We start from the raw sequence: 18182 nt of genomic DNA on the forward strand, positions 1-18182 counted from the left end.
GTTCCGCGGGCGCGCAGGTGCAGGATCACCTCAGAACCGCGGGACGCATGATTGCGCTGATCTTGCCCCTGTTGATGATCCTGGGGCCGGGGCCGACCGATGTGGGCGCCTCGTTGATTGCGCTTTTGTTCCTCGTCCATGTCGTCGTCACTCGGGACACGGTTGCGCTTCAGGCGTGGTGGTTCCGGCTGGCGCTCGTTCTTTGGGTGTTCATGCTGGCAACGGCGCCCTTCGCGCTGGCCAGCGTGTCCGAAGCCTTCGGGCGCGGGATCACCTTCCTCAGATTCCCGATGCTTGCCGCGGCACTCGGCTTCTGGCTGCTGACCGAGCCGAAATGGCGCGACCGCTATATGGCGGTTCTGCTGGCGATCGTTCTGTTCAGCGCAGCCTGGGCGCTGGTGGAATGGTACTGGGCGACCAGGGTCGTCCAGAGCTATTCGCATCCCCTGCGGCTGACTGGCCCGTTCGATGACCGCAAGATCGGCATCTTCCTGACCAAAACGATGTTCCCCTGCCTGGGCTTCGCCCTGGCCTGGGCAACGGCCGGATCCACGCGGCGGCTGATCCCGGTCGGCATCGGCCTGCTTGTGGTGCTGCTGGCGATCGTCATGTCGGGGGAACGCAGCGCCTTCCTGCTCTGTGGCCTCGGCATGCTGATCTTCATCTTCACCGTGCCGATCGCCGGCATCCGGCGGTTCAAGAGATATGCGATGCTGACGGCTCTTGTCGGCGGCGTCGGCGTGTATCTTGCCTCGCCAGCGACCTTCGACCGGCAGATCACCTCGACCCTGGATACCCTGTCGCGCCTGTCGATCACATCCTACGGCCTGCTGTGGCAATCCGGCGTAGAAGTCGGCGAGCTGTCACCGGTAATCGGGGCTGGTGGTAAGAATTTCCGGGATGTTTGCCCGGAGATCCGCTCTTCCAACATAAAATTCCGCGGTGCCGATTATTCGAACTACCTGGAATTCTGCTCCACTCATCCGCACAACACCTATGTTGAGATGTTTGCAGAGCATGGGGTGATCGGCATCGTAATCTTTCTGCTGCTGCTTGGCGCCTTTGTGGCGGCTTTCCGCAGACAGAAGGTCGATCCGGTGGCCATGGGCGCAGGGCTCGGCATGCTGCTCACGCTGTGGCCGATCGTGCCCCATGGCGGCTTCTTCAACAACTGGAACGGCGTCGTGTTCTGGTCCCTGGTCGGGCTGATGGTCAGCCGGGTGGCGACCCGGTGCGCGACGGCGGCGCCGGCCGGGCGATCCCACGCCGGCTGATCCCCACCCGGCCGATACCCTCCCGCTCCGGCTTGCATCCCTTCAGCCGCTTGCGGAATAGTAGCTGCGCGGGAGAGTACCTATTGGCACCGGACGGGGTGCGTATCGGGGGTGACATGAGGCTGGCCAGGGTGAAGGGGCGTGGGGTGCAGACGGCACTCCGCAGGGCGGTCGTGATCGGCCTGGTGGCAATGATGCCGGCCGGTGCGGCCCTGGCCTGGACGCCGCCGCAGGGCTTCGCCACCGCTGCCCATGCCTGGGAAACCGGCGACTATGCCACCGCCCGCAGCCTGTTCGGCCGGCTGGCGGAGGCCGGCGATGCCCGTGCCGCCTTTTACCTGGGGGTGATGGCGGAACAGGGGCAGGGTGGGGAAGCAGATCCGGCGGCGGCTGCCGCCTGGTATGGCCGCGCCGCCGATGCCGGCGACGCCCGCGCCGCCTTCAACCTGGCTCGCCTGCTGGACCAGGGCGCAGGCCCGGCCCTGCCGGGAGATCCGGCGCGAGCGGCGCTGCTGTATGAACGGGCGGCGCGCGCGGGCATCGTCGCCGCCGATACCGGGCTTGCCCTTATGCAGCTCGACGGCCGCGCCGCCGGGGGCGATGCCGACGCGGCGCGGGCCCGCCTGCTCCGCGCGGCGCGTGCCGGCGACGGGGCAGCCGATCACGCCCTGGCGCTGCGTGCGCTTGCGGGGGACCCGCCGGACATGGTGGAAGCGGTGGCCCGATGCCGCCGTGCCGTCGCGCGCGGATATGCGCCGGCGCGTGCCCTGCTCGATCAGCTGTCGGCTGCCGCGGATCCCGGGCTTCTGCAAGCTGCGACCGCGCGGGAGCCGGTGCTCGACACGCCGGGAAACTGAGACCGGCGCCATGTGGCGCGGCCCTACACCTGATGCGGGTGTCGTCGTGGACGCTGACCGCGCCCCGGTCTTCTGCTAGCCTTGTTTTGCGGGTGGCCGGGGGGACCCATGGTCACCGCATCGGGCAGTATGATGACGTGGCGGTATGGTGGCGGACGAGAGCGCATCGGAAGTTCTGATCATCGAGGACGACGCCCTTCTGGCCCGCCTTTACGCGGAACAGCTCCGTGGCGCCGGCATTCCTGCCGTGGCCGTGGGGACGGCGGCAGCCGCATTCGAACGGATTGCGGCGACACCGCCGGCGCTGGTGCTGCTGGATCTCAGCCTGCCGGACGCCAACGGGCTCGATATTCTGGCCGATCTGCGCCGCCGGGGTGGCTGCGACGTGGTGGTGGTGACCGCCCATGGCTCGGTCAATGTTGCGGTCGAGGCGATGCGCGCCGGCGCCCACGACTTCCTGGTGAAGCCGTTCCCGCCCGAGCGCCTGGTGGTGACGGTGCGCAACGCGCTGGCGCTGGGCACGCTCACCCGGCTGGTGGACCGCATCGGCGAGCGCGAGGCCTATTGCGGCATGATCGGCCGGTCGCTGGTCATGCAGGGCATTTACCGCATCATCGAAGGGGCGGCACAGAGCCGCGCCTCGGTCTTCATCACCGGCGAAAGCGGCACCGGCAAGGAGCTGGCGGCCGAAGCGCTGCATGCCCGCAGCCCGCGCGCCCGCGGGCCTTTCGTCGCGCTCAACTGTGCCGCCATCCCCCGCGACCTGATGGAAAGCGAAATCTTCGGTCATGTCCGTGGCGCCTTCACCGGCGCCCATACCGACCGGGAAGGGGCTGCCACCCGCGCCCATGGCGGCACGCTGTTTCTGGACGAGGTCTGCGAGATGGATCTGGCGCTGCAGAGCAAGCTGCTGCGCTTCCTCCAGACCGGGGCTTTTCAGAAGGTCGGCTCGGGCGTGACCGAGCGGGTCGATATCCGCATCGTTTCCGCCACCAATCGCGACCCGCTGGTGGAGGTGGAGGCCGGACGCTTCCGCGAGGATCTCTACTACCGCCTGCACGTCGTGCCCATCCATCTGCCGCCGCTGCGCCAGCGCGGCGATGACGTGCGTCTGATCGCCCGCCATCTTCTGGACGATCTCGCGGCTCTTGAAGGCAAGGGATTCCGTCGCATCGATGCCGCCGCCGAAGCGGCGCTGGCGGCCTATCGCTGGCCGGGCAATATCCGCCAGCTCTATAACGTGCTTCACGGTGCGGTGGTACTGAACGACGGCGAGGTCCTGACTCTCGACATGCTGCCCGCCCAACTGCGCGAAGCCGAGGCGCTGTCGCTCAGGGCGGCCACGGCGGGTGCACCGCCGCCTGAACTCGATTTCGAACCGGTCGCTGATGGCGAGATCGACGACGCGGGCGATCTCGACTCCCCCAGCATCTATGGCGCGGAGGGCGAGATCCGGCCGCTCTGGCAGGTGGAGCGCCTGGCTATCGAACGCGCAATCGATCTCTGCGGCGGCAATGTGCCGCGTGCCGCCGCCCTGCTCGGCATCAGCGCCTCCACCATCTATCGCAAGCGTCAAGCCTGGTCCGAGGCGCCTGCGGATCACTGATCCGCCCGGTGGTCAGCTGCCGCGCAGCCCGGTGAGGCAACGGGGGCGGCCCAGAGCGGCGCCGCTGGCCCGGGCGAAGGCATGGGCGGTGCGCATTGCCCCGCCGGCAGCCAGGATCATCGCCCCCGCAAGCCCGGCCGGCGTGGCGGCGTTCTCGCTGCCGGCAGCAGTCCCGATCAGCGTGGTGGGGGCGAGGCATGGTGCCGCCGCCAGGGCGCGCGATGTCGTATGACCGTCAGCTTGGGGCGATGGGCGCCCGATCGGGCCATGGTCCTGCAATGGCTGGCAGATCACCTGTGCAATTTCGGCGAAGAGCGTGCAGGCGAGTTCCGCCATCCCGCCCGAGACCCGGGGGTCGAACACCGGGCCCGCCAGATCGAGATCCAGGCGGCGCTGGCCGCTGGCGATCATACGGCCGGCGATCCGCTCGACCTCGGCTGCCGCCGCTTCGGCCAGGGAGATCGGCTGCGGTGCGGCCAGGCGATCGGCGGCAGCGTTCAGGACGCGGGCGATGACCCGGGGCGCAATGCCCGCATCCTGGAGCCCCGGCCGCGGCCGGGGGGCGCCGTTGCCGAGGGCTGCGATGCGCGATCCGACGGCAGCGAGACCGGCGATGAGGCCAAGGGCCGAGAGCGTGGGCGCCACGCCGTATTCGCGCGGCAGCGGCAGCCGCCAGGCGACATCCAGGCCGCCTGCGACAGGGGCGGCTCCGGTATCGGCCACCAGCATGGCCACGGAACGGGCCCCGCCCTGGCGCAGCCGGCGCGCCAGATCCTGCACCCCGTCCGTTTCGGCAGGTTCGGGCAGGATGATCGCGAGATCGACCGGCAGATAGGGGCGGGCGCCGTCCCAGGTCGGGCGGACCAGCACCTCCAGCCCATAGCAGCGCCGCCAAAGATCGGCCGCCGCGGCTGCGGCAGGCATCAGCGGGGGGGCGGCGCTGAAAGCGATGCGGCCGTGGATGCCGGCTGCCGCCGACACCGGCAGGGGGGCGGCTTCGGGGGCGACCAACCCCGCAGCCAGGCGCACCGCCCGGGCCAGATGATCCAGATCATGAGCGGTGAGATCACGGCCGGCTGCCGGCATCGGCGGCACATCGGCCGGCCGGGCAGGCGGGCCGATGCGGCGCGCGATCACCCGGCCGCAGGCGTCGGTGACCCTGACCCGGTCGGCCGACAGAGTGGCGACGTCGCCCGGACGCAGCCCCACCGACACCGGATCGGCGCCGCTCAGCAGGCGTTCGTCACTGGCAACCAGGCCGGTATGGTCACCCGCAGCAAAGCACAGCGCCGTCTCGCCGCGGGCGACGAACATCCGGCGGGGATCCTCGTCGATCAGCAGGGTGAAGGACATGTCGCCGCCGGTGCGGTCCATCAGCCGGCGCAGCGACAGCTCGGCGCTGTGGTCTCGCTGATCCAGATCGGCGAGCAGCCCGGCGAGTGCGGTGTTCCGGCGCAGATCGGCGGGGCTTGGCTCCACAAGGCCGTCGCCCAGCCCCAGCCGGCAGATCGCAGGCGCAGGGCCGACGATGCCAAGAGTCGCCTGCCCCAGGCGAATCAGCCGGGCATCCGGGCGTGTGGAGACTTCACCCGGAAGCTCCGGGCCGATCGCGGCCAGACCGGCTGCGGCACCAAGCGTGGCGAACATACGGGTGTCACGCCGCACGATGCGTGCCGGGTCCAGCTTGTCCAGTGCAGAATGCAAACGGTCACCGACCGGTTTGCCGTTCAGAATGCCGATCAGCGCGCTCATGGGGGGTCTCGCTCGAAAAAGGGGCGAACCATGTGGTCCGGTTGCCCCTCTTCTGGCAAACCCCGTGCCATGCCGCCGGCATATCACTGCGCAATCAGCTTGAAAATCCGGTCATTTGCCGGTGGTGACAACACGCCAAAGCGTGCCGCCGGTATCATCGGCGATCAGCAGGGCACCGGCGCGGTCCACCGCCACTCCGGCCGGTCTTCCCCATACCTGCGCAGGACTTCCGCGCCCGCCGTCGTCCAGGCGGAAACCCGAGGCGAAAACCTCGTAGACGCCGTCATCCACCGGTGTGCCGTCGGCGTCGAAGGGCACGAAGGCGACGACATAGCCGCGGGGCTCTGCCGCATTCCAGGACCCGCGCAGGGCGACAAAGGCTCCGCCGCTGTATCGTTCCGGGAACATTGTGCCATCGTAGAACGTCAGTCCGATCGGTGCAGAATGCGCCTGAAAACGCAAATCGGGGGTGATCATACGCGTCAACCGCCCCTCGTCCTGCCCCTCCAGCCCGGGCTGGACCACCGGGTCGCCACCGGCACCGGGCCAGCCATAGGGCCAGCCGTAGAAGCCGCCTTCCTCAACCCGGGTCAGATAGTCGGGCACCAGATCGTCGCCCAGCCCGTCGCGCTCGTTGACCACGGTCCACAAGTCACCGGTCGTCGGATGGAGAGCCATCCCTACCGGGTTGCGCAGTCCGGTCGCGAAGCTCTGGCCTGCATCCCCCGGGCGGTCGAAGCGGCGGATGGTGGCCCGGGGTTCGGGCTCCACCCCGACATTGCCGCGCGAACCGACGGAGACCCAGAAGCCGTCGGTCTCCGGATCGAGCTGAAGGCCGCGGGTCCAGTGGCCGCCGGCGCTTCCCAGCGCATCGGGCGGGGTCATGGCTTCGGGGTCGGCGGTGATGCGGGTGTCGCCGGGGCTATAGGGCCAGCGCCAGACCCCGTTGGTATCCGACACCCAGATCGTGCCCTCACGCAAGCCGATGCCGTGCGGGCGGGCCAGCCCGTCGATCAGGGTTTCGCGGACCTCTGCCCGGCCATCCCCGTCGCCGTCGCGCAGCAGGGTGATCTTTCCGGCCCGGCTCTCGGCCAGCAGCACATCGCCATTGGCCGCGACCGTCATCACCCGGGGATGATCCAGCCCTTCGGCGAAAAGGGTGGCGCGAAAGCCCTCGGGCACGCGCAGGGCCGCCCCCTCGGGCCGGTCGATGGTTTGCGGCGAATTCGCCGGGCTTGGGGCATTGCCCGGGGCGGGGAGGCGATCGGCATCGACCCGAAGCCGGGTTCCCGGCGCCGGATCGGCGGCGGCAGCGGTCTGGCCTGCCAGACACAGGGCCAGGCCGAGTGTCAGCCCGGCCCGGGCGATGGAGGTGGTGGCGGTCATGGCGTTTCCCTCGTCTCGGAAGTGTCGCCCGGCCGCCACCATGGTTGGGGTGTCCCTCCTGGTCAGGCGTCGGCCGCGGCGGCATAGCGGGCGAGGCCCGCATCCAGATCGGCGATCAGATCGGCCGGATCTTCCAACCCGGCATGAATGCGCAACAGGGGGCCGCGGCCGGTCCAACGGTCGCGGGTGGCGGTGCGGGCCCGGCGCGGGTCGACCGGCAGGATCAGGCTTTCATAGCCGCCCCAGGAAAAGCCCATCTTGAACAGGGCCATGTGGTCGACCATCGCCGCGATCCGGTCGCGGCTGCCCGGCTGAAGCTCTACCGCAAACAGGCCGCTCGACCCCTTGAAGTCGCGCAGGAAGGCCTCGTGGCCCGGGCAGTCGGGCAGGGCCGGATGCAGCACCCGACGCACCATGTCGTGCCCGGCCAGGTGCCGGGCAAGGGCCAGGCCGGTTTCGCGGTGCCGTGCCATGCGCACCGACAGCGTGCGCAGGCCGCGCAGCGCCAGATAGCAGTCGTCCGGCCCTGGAGGGGCGCCGATCTCGCTTGCCGCCCGGCGCAGCGCCGGGAAGGCCTCTTCGGTGGCGGAAAGCACGCCCAGCATGGCATCGGAATGGCCGACCAGATATTTGGTGCCGGCCTCCATGACCACATCGACCCCCATGGCGAGCGGCTTCAGATAGAGCGGCGTCGCCCAGGAATTGTCGAGCGCGGTACGCACGCCCGCGGCCCGGGCCGCGGCGATCATGGCCGGCAGATCGGCCACCTCGAAGGTGAGCGAGCCCGGTGCTTCCAGCATCAGCAGCTTCGTGTTCGGCCGGAAGTGATCGGCGACCGCAGCGCCGGCCATCGGGTCGACATAGGTGACGTCGACACCGTAGCGGCCGAGGAACTGATCGGCCAGCGCCCGGGTCGGCTCGTAGACGTTGTCGAGCACGACCACATGATCGCCTGCGCTGGTGAAGGCGGTGAGCATCGCCAGGATCGCCGTCTTGCCCGAGGCGAGCGCGATGCCCCGTACGCCGCCCGCCAGTTCGGCATAGGCGTCTTCCAGCGCATGGGTGATGGGCGTGCCGTAGCGGCCGTAATAGACCCCGCGGGTCGGATCGGCCGCGGCCTTCGCCAGCGCGTCGAGTGTGGGGAACAGCACGGTCGAGGCGTGATGCACCGGCGGATTGACGATACCGTGATTGGCGAAGGGATCGCGCCCGACATGAACGATCCGGGTGTCGATCCCATGCTGATCGTCTGTCTGATGGCTCGTTTCCGCGCGGGGGCGCGTCTCGTCGGACATGGTGCGGGCTCTCCTCGATCCGTCCTTGCGGCGCGCGGTCGCGCCGTCCGGCGCATTTCACCGCGAGCCGCTGCCGGTGACAACCCGGCTCGACGCGGCAGGGCGCACGCTTGCATGACGATTGACCGGTGTGCTACCAACGAACAGGGGAAGATGTGGAGCTTTCAGGATCGCGTCCGGGGGGGTGCGATCCGCGGATCCGGCGGGAGGGCCGCAGGACAACCGTGCTCCGCTCGAAACGACGCATGTCGGACGGCCGTTTCGCATCGCAGGCCCTGGGGGCAGCATGCGCACGTCCGGAGTCCGCCGGTCAGGCGGCATCGACCTGCAGATGAGGGGCTTTGCGATACACATGTCGATCAAGACCTTCGTGGCCGCGCTTGCGGCTACCGTCGCCGTCGCGGCGCTCGGCGCGCCCGCCCATGCCGGCGCGACGCTGGATGCGATCAAGAAGAACGGCACGCTGCGCTGCGGCGTGAACACCGGTCTGCCGGGCTTTTCGGCGCCGGACAGCACCGGCCGCTGGAGCGGCATGGACGCCGACTTCTGCCGTGCGGTCGCGGCCACCATTCTGGGCGACGCGGAAAAGGTCCAGTTCGTGCCGCTGTCGGCCCAGGCACGCTTCACGGCGCTGCAGTCGGGTGAAATCGATCTCCTGTCGCGCAACAGCACCAACACGCTGACCCGCGATGCGTCGCTCGGCCTGTTCTTCGTCGGCACCTGGTTCTATGACGGCCAGGGCTTCCTGATCACTAAGGCCGCCGGTGTCACCAGCGCCAAGCAGCTGGACGGCGCCACTGTCTGCGTCCAGTCCGGCACCACCACCGAGCTTAACCTCACCGACTACTTCCGTGCCCATGGCATGAAGCTGCAGCCGGTGGTGTTCGAAAGCTTCGAGGAATCGTACAAGGCCTATTTCTCGGGCCGTTGCGACGCCTACACCACCGATATTTCGGGCCTTGCCTCGCTGCGTTCGGTGAACGCGCCGAACCCGGACGACCACATCATCCTGCCCGAGGCGATCTCGAAGGAGCCGCTGGCGCCGGCGGTCCGCCGGGGCGACGAGGAATACTTCACCATCGTGAAGTGGGTCCGCAACGCCATGATCGAGGCCGAGGAATACGGCATCACCTCGAAGAATGTCGATGAGATGAAGGCCTCGTCCGAGAACCCGGTCGTGCGCCGCATCCTGGGTGCGTCGCCCGGTATGGGCCAGACCCTGGGTCTGGACGACGAGTGGGCCTATCGCCCGATCAAGCAGGTCGGCAATTACGGCGAGGTCTTCGCCCGCAATGTCGGCCCCGAAAGCCCGCTGAAGCTGGAGCGTGGCCTGAACGCGCAGTGGAGCGACGGCGGCGTGCTGTACGCCGACCCGATCCGCTGATCGTCCGCACGGCGACGCCGGCAACCGCATGGGTCAGAGGGGGGCGTGATCGGCTGATCGCGGCCCCCTCGGCCGTCTCGGGCTGCTGTTCGTGATGCGCCACCGGTGGACTCCGGCCGCCATGACGCATCCGCGACGAGCGAAGGGCTTCCAGAGCCGATGACCGACACCAGCCGCCGTCCGGGCACCTCCGCCCCGGATGGCACGCCGCCCCGTCGTTCCATGCTGAACGATGCAGGCGTGCGCGCGGTGTTGTTCCAGATCATCGCCATGGCAATCGTGATCGCCATCGGCTGGTATCTGGTGGGCAACACCCTGCACAATCTTGCCACCCGCAATATCCAGACCGGCTTCGACTATCTGAGCCGCGAAGCCGGCTTTGCGATCGGCGAGACACTTATCCCCTATAATGCAACCGACACCTATGCCCGGGCTCTCTGGGTCGGCGTGATCAACACGCTCAAGGTGTCGCTGATCGGCATCGTGTTCGCGATGCTGATCGGCGTGGTGATCGGCGTCGCCCGCCTGTCGAGCAACTGGCTGCTCGCCAAGCTTGCGACCATCTATGTCGAGACGCTGCGCAACATCCCGGTGCTGCTGCAGCTGTTCTTCTGGTACGGGTTGATCACCGAGGTCCTGCCGGCGCCGCGCCAGGCGCTGCAGCCGATCGAGGGCGTGTTCCTCAGCAATCGCGGCTTCAAGATGCCGGCACCGGCCGACCATCCGGCCTGGTGGGGGGCGCTGATCGCGCTGATCGTCGCAATCCTGGCCGTGCGTTTCCTTCTGGCCCGCGCCCGCAGGATCCAGGCGGCGACCGGCGACCGGCCGAAGACGCTGATCCCCTCTCTCGCCCTGCTGATCGGTCTGCCGGTCGCCGCCTGGGCGGTGATGGGCGCGCCGCTTGCACTCGACATGCCGGAACTGCGCGGCTTCAACTTCCAGGGCGGCATCTCGGTCTCGCCGGAATTTGCCGCACTCACCCTTGGCCTCACGCTCTATACCGCCGCCTTCATTGCCGAGACCGTGCGCTCGGGTATTCAGGCGGTGGGCAAGGGCCAGTGGGAGGCTGCGGCCGCGCTGGGCCTGAAGCCCGGCGTCACCATGCGGCTGATCATCCTGCCGCAGGCACTTCGGGTGATCGTGCCGCCGACCACCAGCCAGTTCCTGAACCTGACCAAGAACAGCTCGCTCGCGGTCGCGATCGGCTATCCGGACATCGTTTCGGTGGCCAACACGACCCTGAACCAGACCGGTCAGGCCATCGAGAACATCGCCTTGATCATGCTGGCTTACCTGACGGTCAGCCTGTCGATCTCGGCATTCATGAACTGGTACAACAAGCGCATCGCGCTGGTGGAGCGCTAGGCCGATGACCGCTCAGACCATACCGGAAAAGACGGCCGTCGAACGGCCACCCGCGGCGACGGTGGGACCCATCGCCTGGATCCGCGGCAATCTGTTCAACACCTGGTACAACGCGCTGATCACCGTCGCCATCGCCTGGGCGCTGATTTCGTGGCTGCCGGGGCTGATCGACTGGGCCTTCGTCGATGCGGTCTGGGGCCGTGCGGCACCCGAGGCCTGCAAGGCGGCGGAAGGGGCCTGCTGGGCCTTCATCCGCGAGAAATACCGCCTGATCCTGTTCGGCACCTATCCTTACGAGGAACAGTGGCGGCCGCTGGCCTCCATCCTGATCTTCGTGACGCTGGTTGCCGCCAGCGGCTACCGGAAGTTCTGGAGCCGGAAACTGGTCTATGTATGGGGCGCGGCGCTGCTGCTGATCTGCCTGCTGATGTGGGGCGGCGTCTTCGGCCTGCCTCTGGTCGAAACCCGGCTCTGGGGCGGTCTGATGATCACCCTCGTGCTGTCGGTCTTCGGCTGCGGCATCGCCTTTCCCATCGCGGTGCTGCTGGCGCTGGGGCGGCGGTCGAACCTGCCGATCATCAAGGCCCTGTCGGTGACCTATATCGAGCTGATCCGCGGCGTGCCGCTGGTGACGCTGTTGTTCATGGCCTCGGTCATGATCCCGCTCTTCCTGCCGGAAGGGCTCAACATCAACAAGCTGCTGCGGGCCCAGATCGCGATCATCATGTTCGCGGCCGCCTATCTTGCCGAAGTGGTGCGCGGCGGCCTGCAGGCCATTCCCAAGGGGCAGTACGAAGCGGCCGATGCGCTCGGCCTCGGCTACTGGCAGAAGATGCGGCTGATCATCCTGCCGCAGGCGTTGAAGATCAGCATTCCGTCGACCGTGAACTCGTTCCTGTCGACGCTGAAAGACACCTCGCTGGTGGTCATCATCGGCATCTTCGACCTGATGCTGGCGACCCGTGCGGCGCTGAACGACGCGCCCTGGCGGACCTATTTCGCCGAGGCCTATGTCTTCGCGGCGCTGGTCTACTTCGTCTTCTGCTTCGCGATCTCGCGCTACAGCCAGTGGCTGGAGCGGTATCTGGGTCGCGGTGCCCATCGTTGAGGGAAGGATCGATCCGATGACCAATCAGACCGACATGGCCGCCGGCGAGATGCCCGAGGCCACCGGGCCGCGGGTCGCCTCTGCCCGCGGTGCCGACACCATCATCCGGCTGGAGCACGTCAACAAGTGGTACGGCCAGTTCCACGTGCTGCGCGACATCAATCTTGATGTCGCGCGTGGCGAGCGCATCGTCATCTGCGGGCCGTCCGGTTCGGGCAAATCGACGATGATCCGCTGCATCAACCGGCTGGAGGAACACCAGAAGGGCAGCATCGTCGTCAACGGCGTGGAGCTGAGCAACGACGTCAAGGCGGTTGAGAATATCCGCCGCGAGGTCGGCATGGTGTTCCAGCACTTCAACCTGTTCCCGCATCTGACCGTGCTGGAGAACCTGACCCTGGCGCCGCTCTGGGTCCACAAGGTGCCCCGCAAGGAAGCCGAGGCGACGGCGATGTCCTATCTGGAGCGCGTGCGCATTCCGGATCAGGCCAAAAAATATCCGGGTCAGCTGTCGGGCGGGCAGCAGCAGCGCGTGGCGATCGCGCGCTCGCTGTGCACCAACCCGAAGGTCATGCTCTTCGACGAGCCGACCTCGGCGCTGGACCCCGAGATGATCAAGGAAGTGCTCGATGTGATGATCGAGCTGGCCGAGACCGGCATGACCATGCTGTGCGTGACCCATGAAATGGGTTTCGCCCGCACGGTCGCCGACCGGGTGATCTTCATGGATCGCGGCGAGATCGTGGAAGAGAACGTGCCTGAGGAATTCTTCCTCAACCCGCAGAACGACCGGACCAAGGCCTTCCTGGGGCAGATCCTCCATCACTGAGCGATCTGCAACCTCTGGCTGTATCCAGACCCCCGGCCCATCCCAGGCCGGGGGTTTGTATTTGAAAGGACCCGAGAATTTTCCAACCCTTGATCATGGATCCGGCTTCGGGCGATACTACCCCCATGCGCGCCATGGTTGATGACAGGCCGGCCGAGCCCGGCATGGCTGCCGAAGGTTCCCCGCTTTCGGGCAGCTTCACCTCCGGACGGTTCGATCCCGGCTCCGGCCCCGTTCTTCATGTCCAGTCCTGGCCGGGCGGCGATCCGGCCGGCCGGCCGCTGCTGCTGACCCATGGCACGGGGTATTGCGGGGCGACGCTGGAGCCGGTGGCGCTGAGACTTGCGGGTCATGCCTCGGGCGTGTGGAGCTATGACCGCCGCGGCCATGGGGCTTCGGGCCGTACCCCCGGCGATTACGGCTTCCGGGCCTTTGCCCAGGATCTGATCGCGCTGGCCGATGCCATGGGCTGGCGGGACATCGACGTCCTGGCGCATTCGGCAGGGGCCACCGATGTGCTGCTGGTGGCGGCGCTCCGGCCGGAGCTGTTCCGCCGCATGGTGGTGATCGAGCCTACGATCTCGGAACCGGGTGCCGGAGAGGAGCCCGAGCCCGAGGGCTGGGCCTTCGGGCGCGGCCTGGTCGAGGCCGCCGGACGGCGCAAGCCGCGCTTCGCCGACCGTGAGACGGCGCGCGCACGTTTTGCGTCGCGCCCGCCCTTCGATGTCGTCACGCCGGCGGCGCTGGATCTCTATCTCGACTGGGGCTTTCGCCGCGACGGCGTGGAACTGGTGCTGGCCTGCGAGCCTGAAACCGAGGCCGACATTCTGGGGCCGATCGCGCGCGCCATGGGGAATGCCAATAGCGGCGATCCCGCGGGCGATCCCTTCCTGCTGCTGCACGACCAGAATGTGCCGGTGCTGGTGGCGAAGACCGCCCGATCGCATCCGGTGTTCCAGAACATGTCGGCGATCGCGGCCCGGCACATGCCGGGCACCCGCGATTTCGTCACGCTGGATACCGCCCATCTGGCGGTGATGGAAGCGCCGGACCAGGTGGTCGATCTGGCCCGGCCCTTCCTCTACGGCTGATTTTATCTGCGCCGGCGGTTCAGGCGGCGAGCAGCCCGGCCAGACGCTCGCCGGCGATCAGGGCGGCCCCTATATCCCAGTCACCACCGCCATCGGCAACGAACAGGCCGGCCCGGCCGGGCACGGCTTCAGCCATGGCAACCGCATCGGGTGCCTGGCCGGCGACCCGCCACATGCGGGTCAGGACCTGGCCAGCCGTGTCGGGCAGGATGGCGGTGACCCGTGCCGCCGCCGCCGCGATCTCGTCGGGCGAGAGCGGAGCCGCAGGCGCGGCCGCACGTGCCGCCGCCCCCGAGGCGGAGGTTGCGACGGATCCGTCCTCGTGCAGGGCCACCAGCCAGCCGCCGTCAGAGGTGCCGCGCAGCACGGCGCGGCCGTCCTCGGCCAGTACCACATCCGTCGGCCGGCTGCGGCAGCTCTCGGGCGTGATCCGATCCGGGCGGAGCTTCAGGCGCAGCGACACCGCCGGGCGCACCGACAGATCAGCCTTCAGCCAGCTGCCGGCGACATCCCGGGCAGGGCCGGCGGCGATCGCCATCAGCCGCCCCGCGATGCCATAGCCGGGGGCGCAGGCAACCCGGAATCCGGCCTCGCTTTCCTCGGCACCGACCGCGGCCACGCCCTCGCGCAGGTCGACGCCGCGCTCCCGGGCCCGGCGGCTGAGCGTTTCGGCGAAAAGGCCCGGGGCAAGCACGCCCAGCCCCTGAGGCAGGATATCGGCCGCCCCCTCCGGGGCGGTCGCCGTGGTCACCAGGCCGGCGGCCTCGTCCTCGCCCAGCAGGCGGGCGAGGGCGTCCCGGCCCCCGGTGCCGATCAGTCCGCAGATGCCGTCGAGATCACGCCCGGCACCTGCCGTCGCCTCCAGCACCGTCACCCGGAAGGCCTGCCGGCGCAGCCCGATCGCGGCGGCAAGGCCGACCACCCCGCCGCCGACGATGACGACGTCGCAATCCACCAGCCGGCTCATCCTGCACGCTCCGTTATGTCGTTAACCTGTCCCCGTCCCGCTGCGGCCAGCATGCCGAGCGGCACCGGCATGGCCGGGCTCTCGCCCTGGCTGGTGCCGAGGCCGGCGAGCGGCAGGGCGCCGAGGGCAGCGATCAACTCGGCCAGAACGCCCGCACGGCCAAGGCCGCCGGCGCGGGCCAGATCGACGCCCAGCACCGCCGCGGCCCGGCCCAGCCGGTCCAGGCGATGGCGTGCCGCAACCTGCTTCAGCCGGCCCAGCGTCAGCCCGCTTGCGGGATCGATCGGGGCGTCGTCGTCCTGGGCCAGAACCCAGCCGGTGGGGTAGGGATGGTCGACGGCGATCTCGGCACCGGTGCGCCGGTCGTGGGAGAGCAGGGGCGTCATCCGGGCGAGTTCGATCCGCGCCTCTGCAATGCCAAGATCCGAAGCGACGGCCAGGCCCGCCGCGGCACCCAGCCGGTCGGCAACCGCCGGGCGCGGATGAGGGCCGGCCTCACCCGCGACGTAAAGTCCCGGGCATTCCGGCACCCGCCCTTCGGCATCCAGCTGGGGCAGGAAAGCGCGCCGGTCGGGATCGAAGCCGAGCGCCACGCCCGCCGAGGCGAGCAGGCGGTGATCGGCAATCATGCCATGTCCGACGCCGACGGTGTCGCAGACGATCTCGCGGGTCTCTCCGCGGCCGTCGGTGGCGATGATCCGCTCGACATGACCGTCGCCCTCCACCCTGAGGCGGGTGATGCCGGTCAGCACGGGAACGTCACGGCCGACCAGGCGCAGCCAGCGGCTGAGCCCCGTACCCGGGCGACCGCTTTCGGCCCCGATCGGGCCGCGCCGCCAGGGATCGGGATCCAGGTCGATCACCGCGGTCAGCCGGCGGCCGGCGCGCACCAGCCGGTCGGCGACCTCGTAGAGGCCGGGGCCACCGCCGATCAGCACCGGGCGCTGGCCGATCGTGGTGCTGCCGGCCTGTTCGGGGGCGCGGTAGAGCGTGCCCAGATCGGTGACGCCGGAAAGCTGGCCGCCGGGCAGCGGGATCGGCCGGGTCTCGGCACCGGTGGCCAGCACCAGCCGGTCGAAGGCGAGGCGCGAAATCCCGTCGCGACCGGCCAGGAGCACGGCGCCATCCTCGATCGCCCAGGCGACATGGCCGGTGATCAGGCGTACGGCGCTGCGGATGCGGGCGGCACGGCCACGGAAGCGCAGGAAATCGACATCGCCGGCAGGGGAGCCGGCATCCGCTTCCGAAGCGCCGACGAAGGCACGGCCGCCCCAGTCATCGGCAGGGGCAACCACGATCGGCTGGAGGCCATGAGCGAGGAGTTTCTCGGTGGCTGCCAGCCCCGCCGGACCGGCGCCGACCACCACTACCCTGCGGCCGGCCGGGGCTGTCCCGGCCTGAATGGTTTCGCCGATGGTCATGTCGGGGCCTCCCCAAGCGGGCCGGGCACGATGTTCGACAGGTCTGCTCCCTCGGTCAGAAGGCCGCCGGCACCGGCATTGCGGCCGCGATCACTGCCGGTCAGGGCCAGATTGGCGGGCATGGGGCTGCGTTCCTGCCGGAACACGCCGAAGCCGCCGCGCTGATAGGTCTGCATGGCCTTGGGGTGATCCAGATTGGAGCAGCGCGCCCAGAGCCGTGTCGGGTGATAGCTCCAGGCGATGTCCACCACCTGGTCGAGCAGGAAGCCGCGGAAGCTGCGGCCAACATATTCAGGCATGAGTCCGTGATACGCGATTTCGATGGAATCGTCTTCCGCCCGTCGGTCGAGTTCGGCAAAGCCCGCCGGCACGCCGGCGACATAGAGCACGAAGATCTCGATCTTCTCGTCGGCGAGAATGTTGCGGATGGCGTCGTCGTCAAGGGCCAGGCGCTCCGGACGGAGCTGGATCGCCTGGGCGCCGGCATGCAGATAGCGGTAGAAATGGACCGGCATGTTCCAGGCCCGGAGCAGGGCGTACTGCCCCGAGGGCAGCTTGCCACGCCCATGGCGGTCCGGCGGCGAGGTCATTTCGAAGTAGGTGACGACAAGTTCCGTCATCGACGCTTTCTCCACGCGCGGTGGCGACCATCGCCCCGCGACCCGGTCAGGCCGGCCGTCAAACCGGAACGGTCGGACGGGCGGTATCGGAAGCCACAGGCTCCGGCGGCTCCGGCGGTTACCGGAACACGAAAGGCCGGAACACAAAAGGATCGGGGCGCGCCGGCGGCGGCTCGCGATCCGCGGCAACATGAGCGGGGGATACGAATTCCGGTGTCGGCAGCGGTTTCGGCTGCCGCTGCCGTTCGGGCCGATACCGTACCGGCTGACACCATTATGGTCGGGGCAGGGATCACCGTTCGATCGGCAGGCTTTCGTCCGACCCCCAGTCTGCCCAGGACCCGTCATAGACGGGAACGTCGCGCTTGCCGAGCAGATACATGGCCAGCGCCAGCATGCCGGCGGTGACGCCCGATCCGCACATGGCGATCACCGGCTTCGACGGATCGATTCCCGCGGCCAGGATACGCGCCTCCAGCCGGTCGGCATCCAGCACCGTGCCCGACATGGGGTCCAGAAACTCGGTATAGGGCAGGTTCAGTGCGCCGGGCACATGGCCTGCGCGCACGCCCGGGCGCGGTTCGGGTGCCTCGCCGCGGAAGCGGTCGGCGGGGCGCATGTCGACCAGCTGGGTGCGGCCATCGGCGATGGCCCGGGCGACCTGATGGCGGTCTTTGACCAGCAGGTTGTTGACCCGTGCGGTAAAATGACGCTCCCGCGGCGGTTCGGGGCGTTCCTCGACCACCGGGCGGCCCTCGGCCAGCCATTTCGGCAGGCCGCCATCCAGGACGGCGACGTCTTCATGGCCGAAGACGCGGAACATCCACCAGGCGCGGGCGGCGCTGCGCAGGCCGATCGCATCATAGACGACGATCTTCACGCCATCGCCCAGGCCAAGCCGACGGACCCGCGACGAGAACTTCTCGGGCGCGGGCAGCATGTGCGGCAGATGGCTGGTGGTATCGGCGATCTCGTCGATGTCGAAGAACACCGCGCCGGGGATGCGCAGCTTCGCATGCTCGGCCCGCGGATCGCGGCCCTCCTGCGGGAAAAACCAGGACGCATCGACGACGCGCACATCCGGCGCATCAAGGTGGTCGGCGAGCCAGGCGGTGCTGACCAGGGCGTCGGGCTTGGCATAAGGCATCGGGGGCAGCGTCCTCCGTGGTTCTTCCCGGGCCGGATCGGTCGATGGCGCCTGGCCCGACCCCGGCCGGCGCCGGTCTC

Annotated in this window: 15 protein-coding genes; 8 read left to right on the plus strand and 7 right to left on the minus strand. The window is 68.9% G+C overall.

Annotated elements, in window-relative coordinates; genetic code table 11:
• Positions 1–47 precede the first annotated feature (47 nt).
• The 3 genes from P7L68_RS09270 to P7L68_RS09280 all read left to right on the plus strand — a co-directional run bounded on the left by P7L68_RS09270 (position 48) and on the right by P7L68_RS09280 (position 3737).
• The gene (locus tag P7L68_RS09270) at positions 48–1274 is read left to right on the plus strand and encodes an O-antigen ligase family protein (protein WP_372004395.1); all 1227 of its coding nucleotides are present in this window, start codon (positions 48–50) and stop codon (positions 1272–1274) included.
• 116 nt (positions 1275–1390) lie between these two features.
• Complete coding sequence (locus P7L68_RS09275; RefSeq protein ID WP_372004397.1) at positions 1391–2131, plus strand: hypothetical protein; 741 nt, start codon at positions 1391–1393, stop codon at positions 2129–2131.
• 145 nt (positions 2132–2276) lie between these two features.
• Complete coding sequence (locus tag P7L68_RS09280; RefSeq protein WP_372004399.1) at positions 2277–3737, plus strand: sigma-54-dependent transcriptional regulator; 1461 nt, start codon at positions 2277–2279, stop codon at positions 3735–3737.
• A 12-nt stretch (positions 3738–3749) separates the two neighbouring features.
• Here P7L68_RS09280 and P7L68_RS09285 read toward each other — a convergent pair whose 3' ends face one another.
• The 3 genes from P7L68_RS09285 to metC all read right to left on the minus strand — a co-directional run bounded on the left by P7L68_RS09285 (position 3750) and on the right by metC (position 8170).
• Positions 3750–5489 carry a hypothetical protein gene (locus P7L68_RS09285; RefSeq protein ID WP_372004401.1) on the minus strand — a complete coding sequence of 580 codons (1740 nt, stop codon included), beginning with the start codon at positions 5487–5489 and terminating at the stop codon, positions 3750–3752.
• 111 nt (positions 5490–5600) lie between these two features.
• Positions 5601–6875: a sorbosone dehydrogenase family protein gene (locus P7L68_RS09290; protein WP_372004404.1), complete on the minus strand. Its 1275-nt coding sequence runs from the start codon at positions 6873–6875 to the stop codon at positions 5601–5603.
• 62 nt (positions 6876–6937) lie between these two features.
• Positions 6938–8170, minus strand: a complete 1233-nt coding sequence (metC, locus tag P7L68_RS09295) for a cystathionine beta-lyase (protein WP_372004407.1) — start codon at positions 8168–8170, stop codon at positions 6938–6940.
• Between the two features lie 352 nt (positions 8171–8522).
• On the opposite strand from metC, the gene P7L68_RS09300 reads away from it, so the two are divergent.
• From P7L68_RS09300 to P7L68_RS09320, 5 genes are all read left to right on the plus strand, one after another.
• The gene (locus P7L68_RS09300; protein WP_372004411.1) at positions 8523–9554 is read left to right on the plus strand and encodes an amino acid ABC transporter substrate-binding protein; all 1032 of its coding nucleotides are present in this window, start codon (positions 8523–8525) and stop codon (positions 9552–9554) included.
• Positions 9555–9713: 159 nt separating this feature from the next.
• Complete coding sequence (locus P7L68_RS09305) at positions 9714–10919, plus strand: amino acid ABC transporter permease (protein WP_372004414.1); 1206 nt, start codon at positions 9714–9716, stop codon at positions 10917–10919.
• A gap of 4 nt (positions 10920–10923) precedes the next feature.
• A complete protein-coding gene (locus tag P7L68_RS09310) occupies positions 10924–12027 on the plus strand; it encodes an amino acid ABC transporter permease (protein ID WP_372004417.1) in 1104 nt (367 codons plus the stop codon).
• 49 nt (positions 12028–12076) lie between these two features.
• Entirely contained in the window at positions 12077–12856 is a 780-nt protein-coding gene (locus P7L68_RS09315; RefSeq protein WP_372006806.1) for an amino acid ABC transporter ATP-binding protein, read from the plus strand.
• Positions 12857–12981: 125 nt separating this feature from the next.
• On the plus strand, positions 12982–13947 hold the full coding sequence (locus tag P7L68_RS09320) for an alpha/beta fold hydrolase (protein ID WP_372004420.1): 966 nt from the start codon (positions 12982–12984) through the stop codon (positions 13945–13947).
• A gap of 19 nt (positions 13948–13966) precedes the next feature.
• Here P7L68_RS09320 and P7L68_RS09325 read toward each other — a convergent pair whose 3' ends face one another.
• The 4 genes from P7L68_RS09325 to sseA form a co-directional block, all read right to left on the minus strand.
• Positions 13967–14914 carry an FAD-dependent oxidoreductase gene (locus tag P7L68_RS09325; protein WP_372004422.1) on the minus strand — a complete coding sequence of 316 codons (948 nt, stop codon included), beginning with the start codon at positions 14912–14914 and terminating at the stop codon, positions 13967–13969.
• Positions 14911–16335: an FAD-dependent oxidoreductase gene (locus tag P7L68_RS09330; RefSeq protein ID WP_372004424.1), complete on the minus strand. Its 1425-nt coding sequence runs from the start codon at positions 16333–16335 to the stop codon at positions 14911–14913. Before P7L68_RS09330 ends, P7L68_RS09325 begins: the two co-directional genes overlap by 4 nt.
• Positions 16332–16955, minus strand: coding sequence for an N-acetyltransferase (locus P7L68_RS09335; protein WP_372004426.1), 624 nt, complete (start codon positions 16953–16955; stop codon positions 16332–16334). Before P7L68_RS09335 ends, P7L68_RS09330 begins: the two co-directional genes overlap by 4 nt.
• Positions 16956–17247: 292 nt before the next feature.
• Positions 17248–18102, minus strand: a complete 855-nt coding sequence (gene sseA, locus P7L68_RS09340) for a 3-mercaptopyruvate sulfurtransferase (protein WP_372004428.1) — start codon at positions 18100–18102, stop codon at positions 17248–17250.
• Positions 18103–18182 lie beyond the last annotated feature (80 nt).

The organism is Tistrella mobilis (genome assembly GCF_041468085.1).
Taxonomy (GTDB): domain Bacteria; phylum Pseudomonadota; class Alphaproteobacteria; order Tistrellales; family Tistrellaceae; genus Tistrella; species Tistrella mobilis_A.

Excerpts from the sequence above, each read along its gene's own strand:
- P7L68_RS09275 (WP_372004397.1), top strand. The coding sequence starts at position 1,391 with ATGAGGCTGGCCAGGGTGAAGGGGCGTGGGGTGCAGACGGCACTCCGC.
- P7L68_RS09310 (WP_372004417.1), top strand. The coding sequence starts at position 10,924 with ATGACCGCTCAGACCATACCGGAAAAGACGGCCGTCGAACGGCCACCC.
- P7L68_RS09285 (WP_372004401.1), bottom strand. The coding sequence starts at position 5,489 with ATGAGCGCGCTGATCGGCATTCTGAACGGCAAACCGGTCGGTGACCGT.
- P7L68_RS09320 (WP_372004420.1), top strand. The coding sequence starts at position 12,982 with ATGCGCGCCATGGTTGATGACAGGCCGGCCGAGCCCGGCATGGCTGCC.
- P7L68_RS09325 (WP_372004422.1), bottom strand. The coding sequence starts at position 14,914 with ATGAGCCGGCTGGTGGATTGCGACGTCGTCATCGTCGGCGGCGGGGTG.
- P7L68_RS09315 (WP_372006806.1), top strand. The coding sequence starts at position 12,077 with ATGCCCGAGGCCACCGGGCCGCGGGTCGCCTCTGCCCGCGGTGCCGAC.
- P7L68_RS09305 (WP_372004414.1), top strand. The coding sequence starts at position 9,714 with ATGACCGACACCAGCCGCCGTCCGGGCACCTCCGCCCCGGATGGCACG.
- metC (WP_372004407.1), bottom strand. The coding sequence starts at position 8,170 with ATGTCCGACGAGACGCGCCCCCGCGCGGAAACGAGCCATCAGACAGAC.
- P7L68_RS09280 (WP_372004399.1), top strand. The coding sequence starts at position 2,277 with ATGGTGGCGGACGAGAGCGCATCGGAAGTTCTGATCATCGAGGACGAC.
- P7L68_RS09270 (WP_372004395.1), top strand. The coding sequence starts at position 48 with ATGATTGCGCTGATCTTGCCCCTGTTGATGATCCTGGGGCCGGGGCCG.
- P7L68_RS09335 (WP_372004426.1), bottom strand. The coding sequence starts at position 16,955 with ATGACGGAACTTGTCGTCACCTACTTCGAAATGACCTCGCCGCCGGAC.
- sseA (WP_372004428.1), bottom strand. The coding sequence starts at position 18,102 with ATGCCTTATGCCAAGCCCGACGCCCTGGTCAGCACCGCCTGGCTCGCC.
- P7L68_RS09330 (WP_372004424.1), bottom strand. The coding sequence starts at position 16,335 with ATGACCATCGGCGAAACCATTCAGGCCGGGACAGCCCCGGCCGGCCGC.
- P7L68_RS09300 (WP_372004411.1), top strand. The coding sequence starts at position 8,523 with ATGTCGATCAAGACCTTCGTGGCCGCGCTTGCGGCTACCGTCGCCGTC.
- P7L68_RS09290 (WP_372004404.1), bottom strand. The coding sequence starts at position 6,875 with ATGACCGCCACCACCTCCATCGCCCGGGCCGGGCTGACACTCGGCCTG.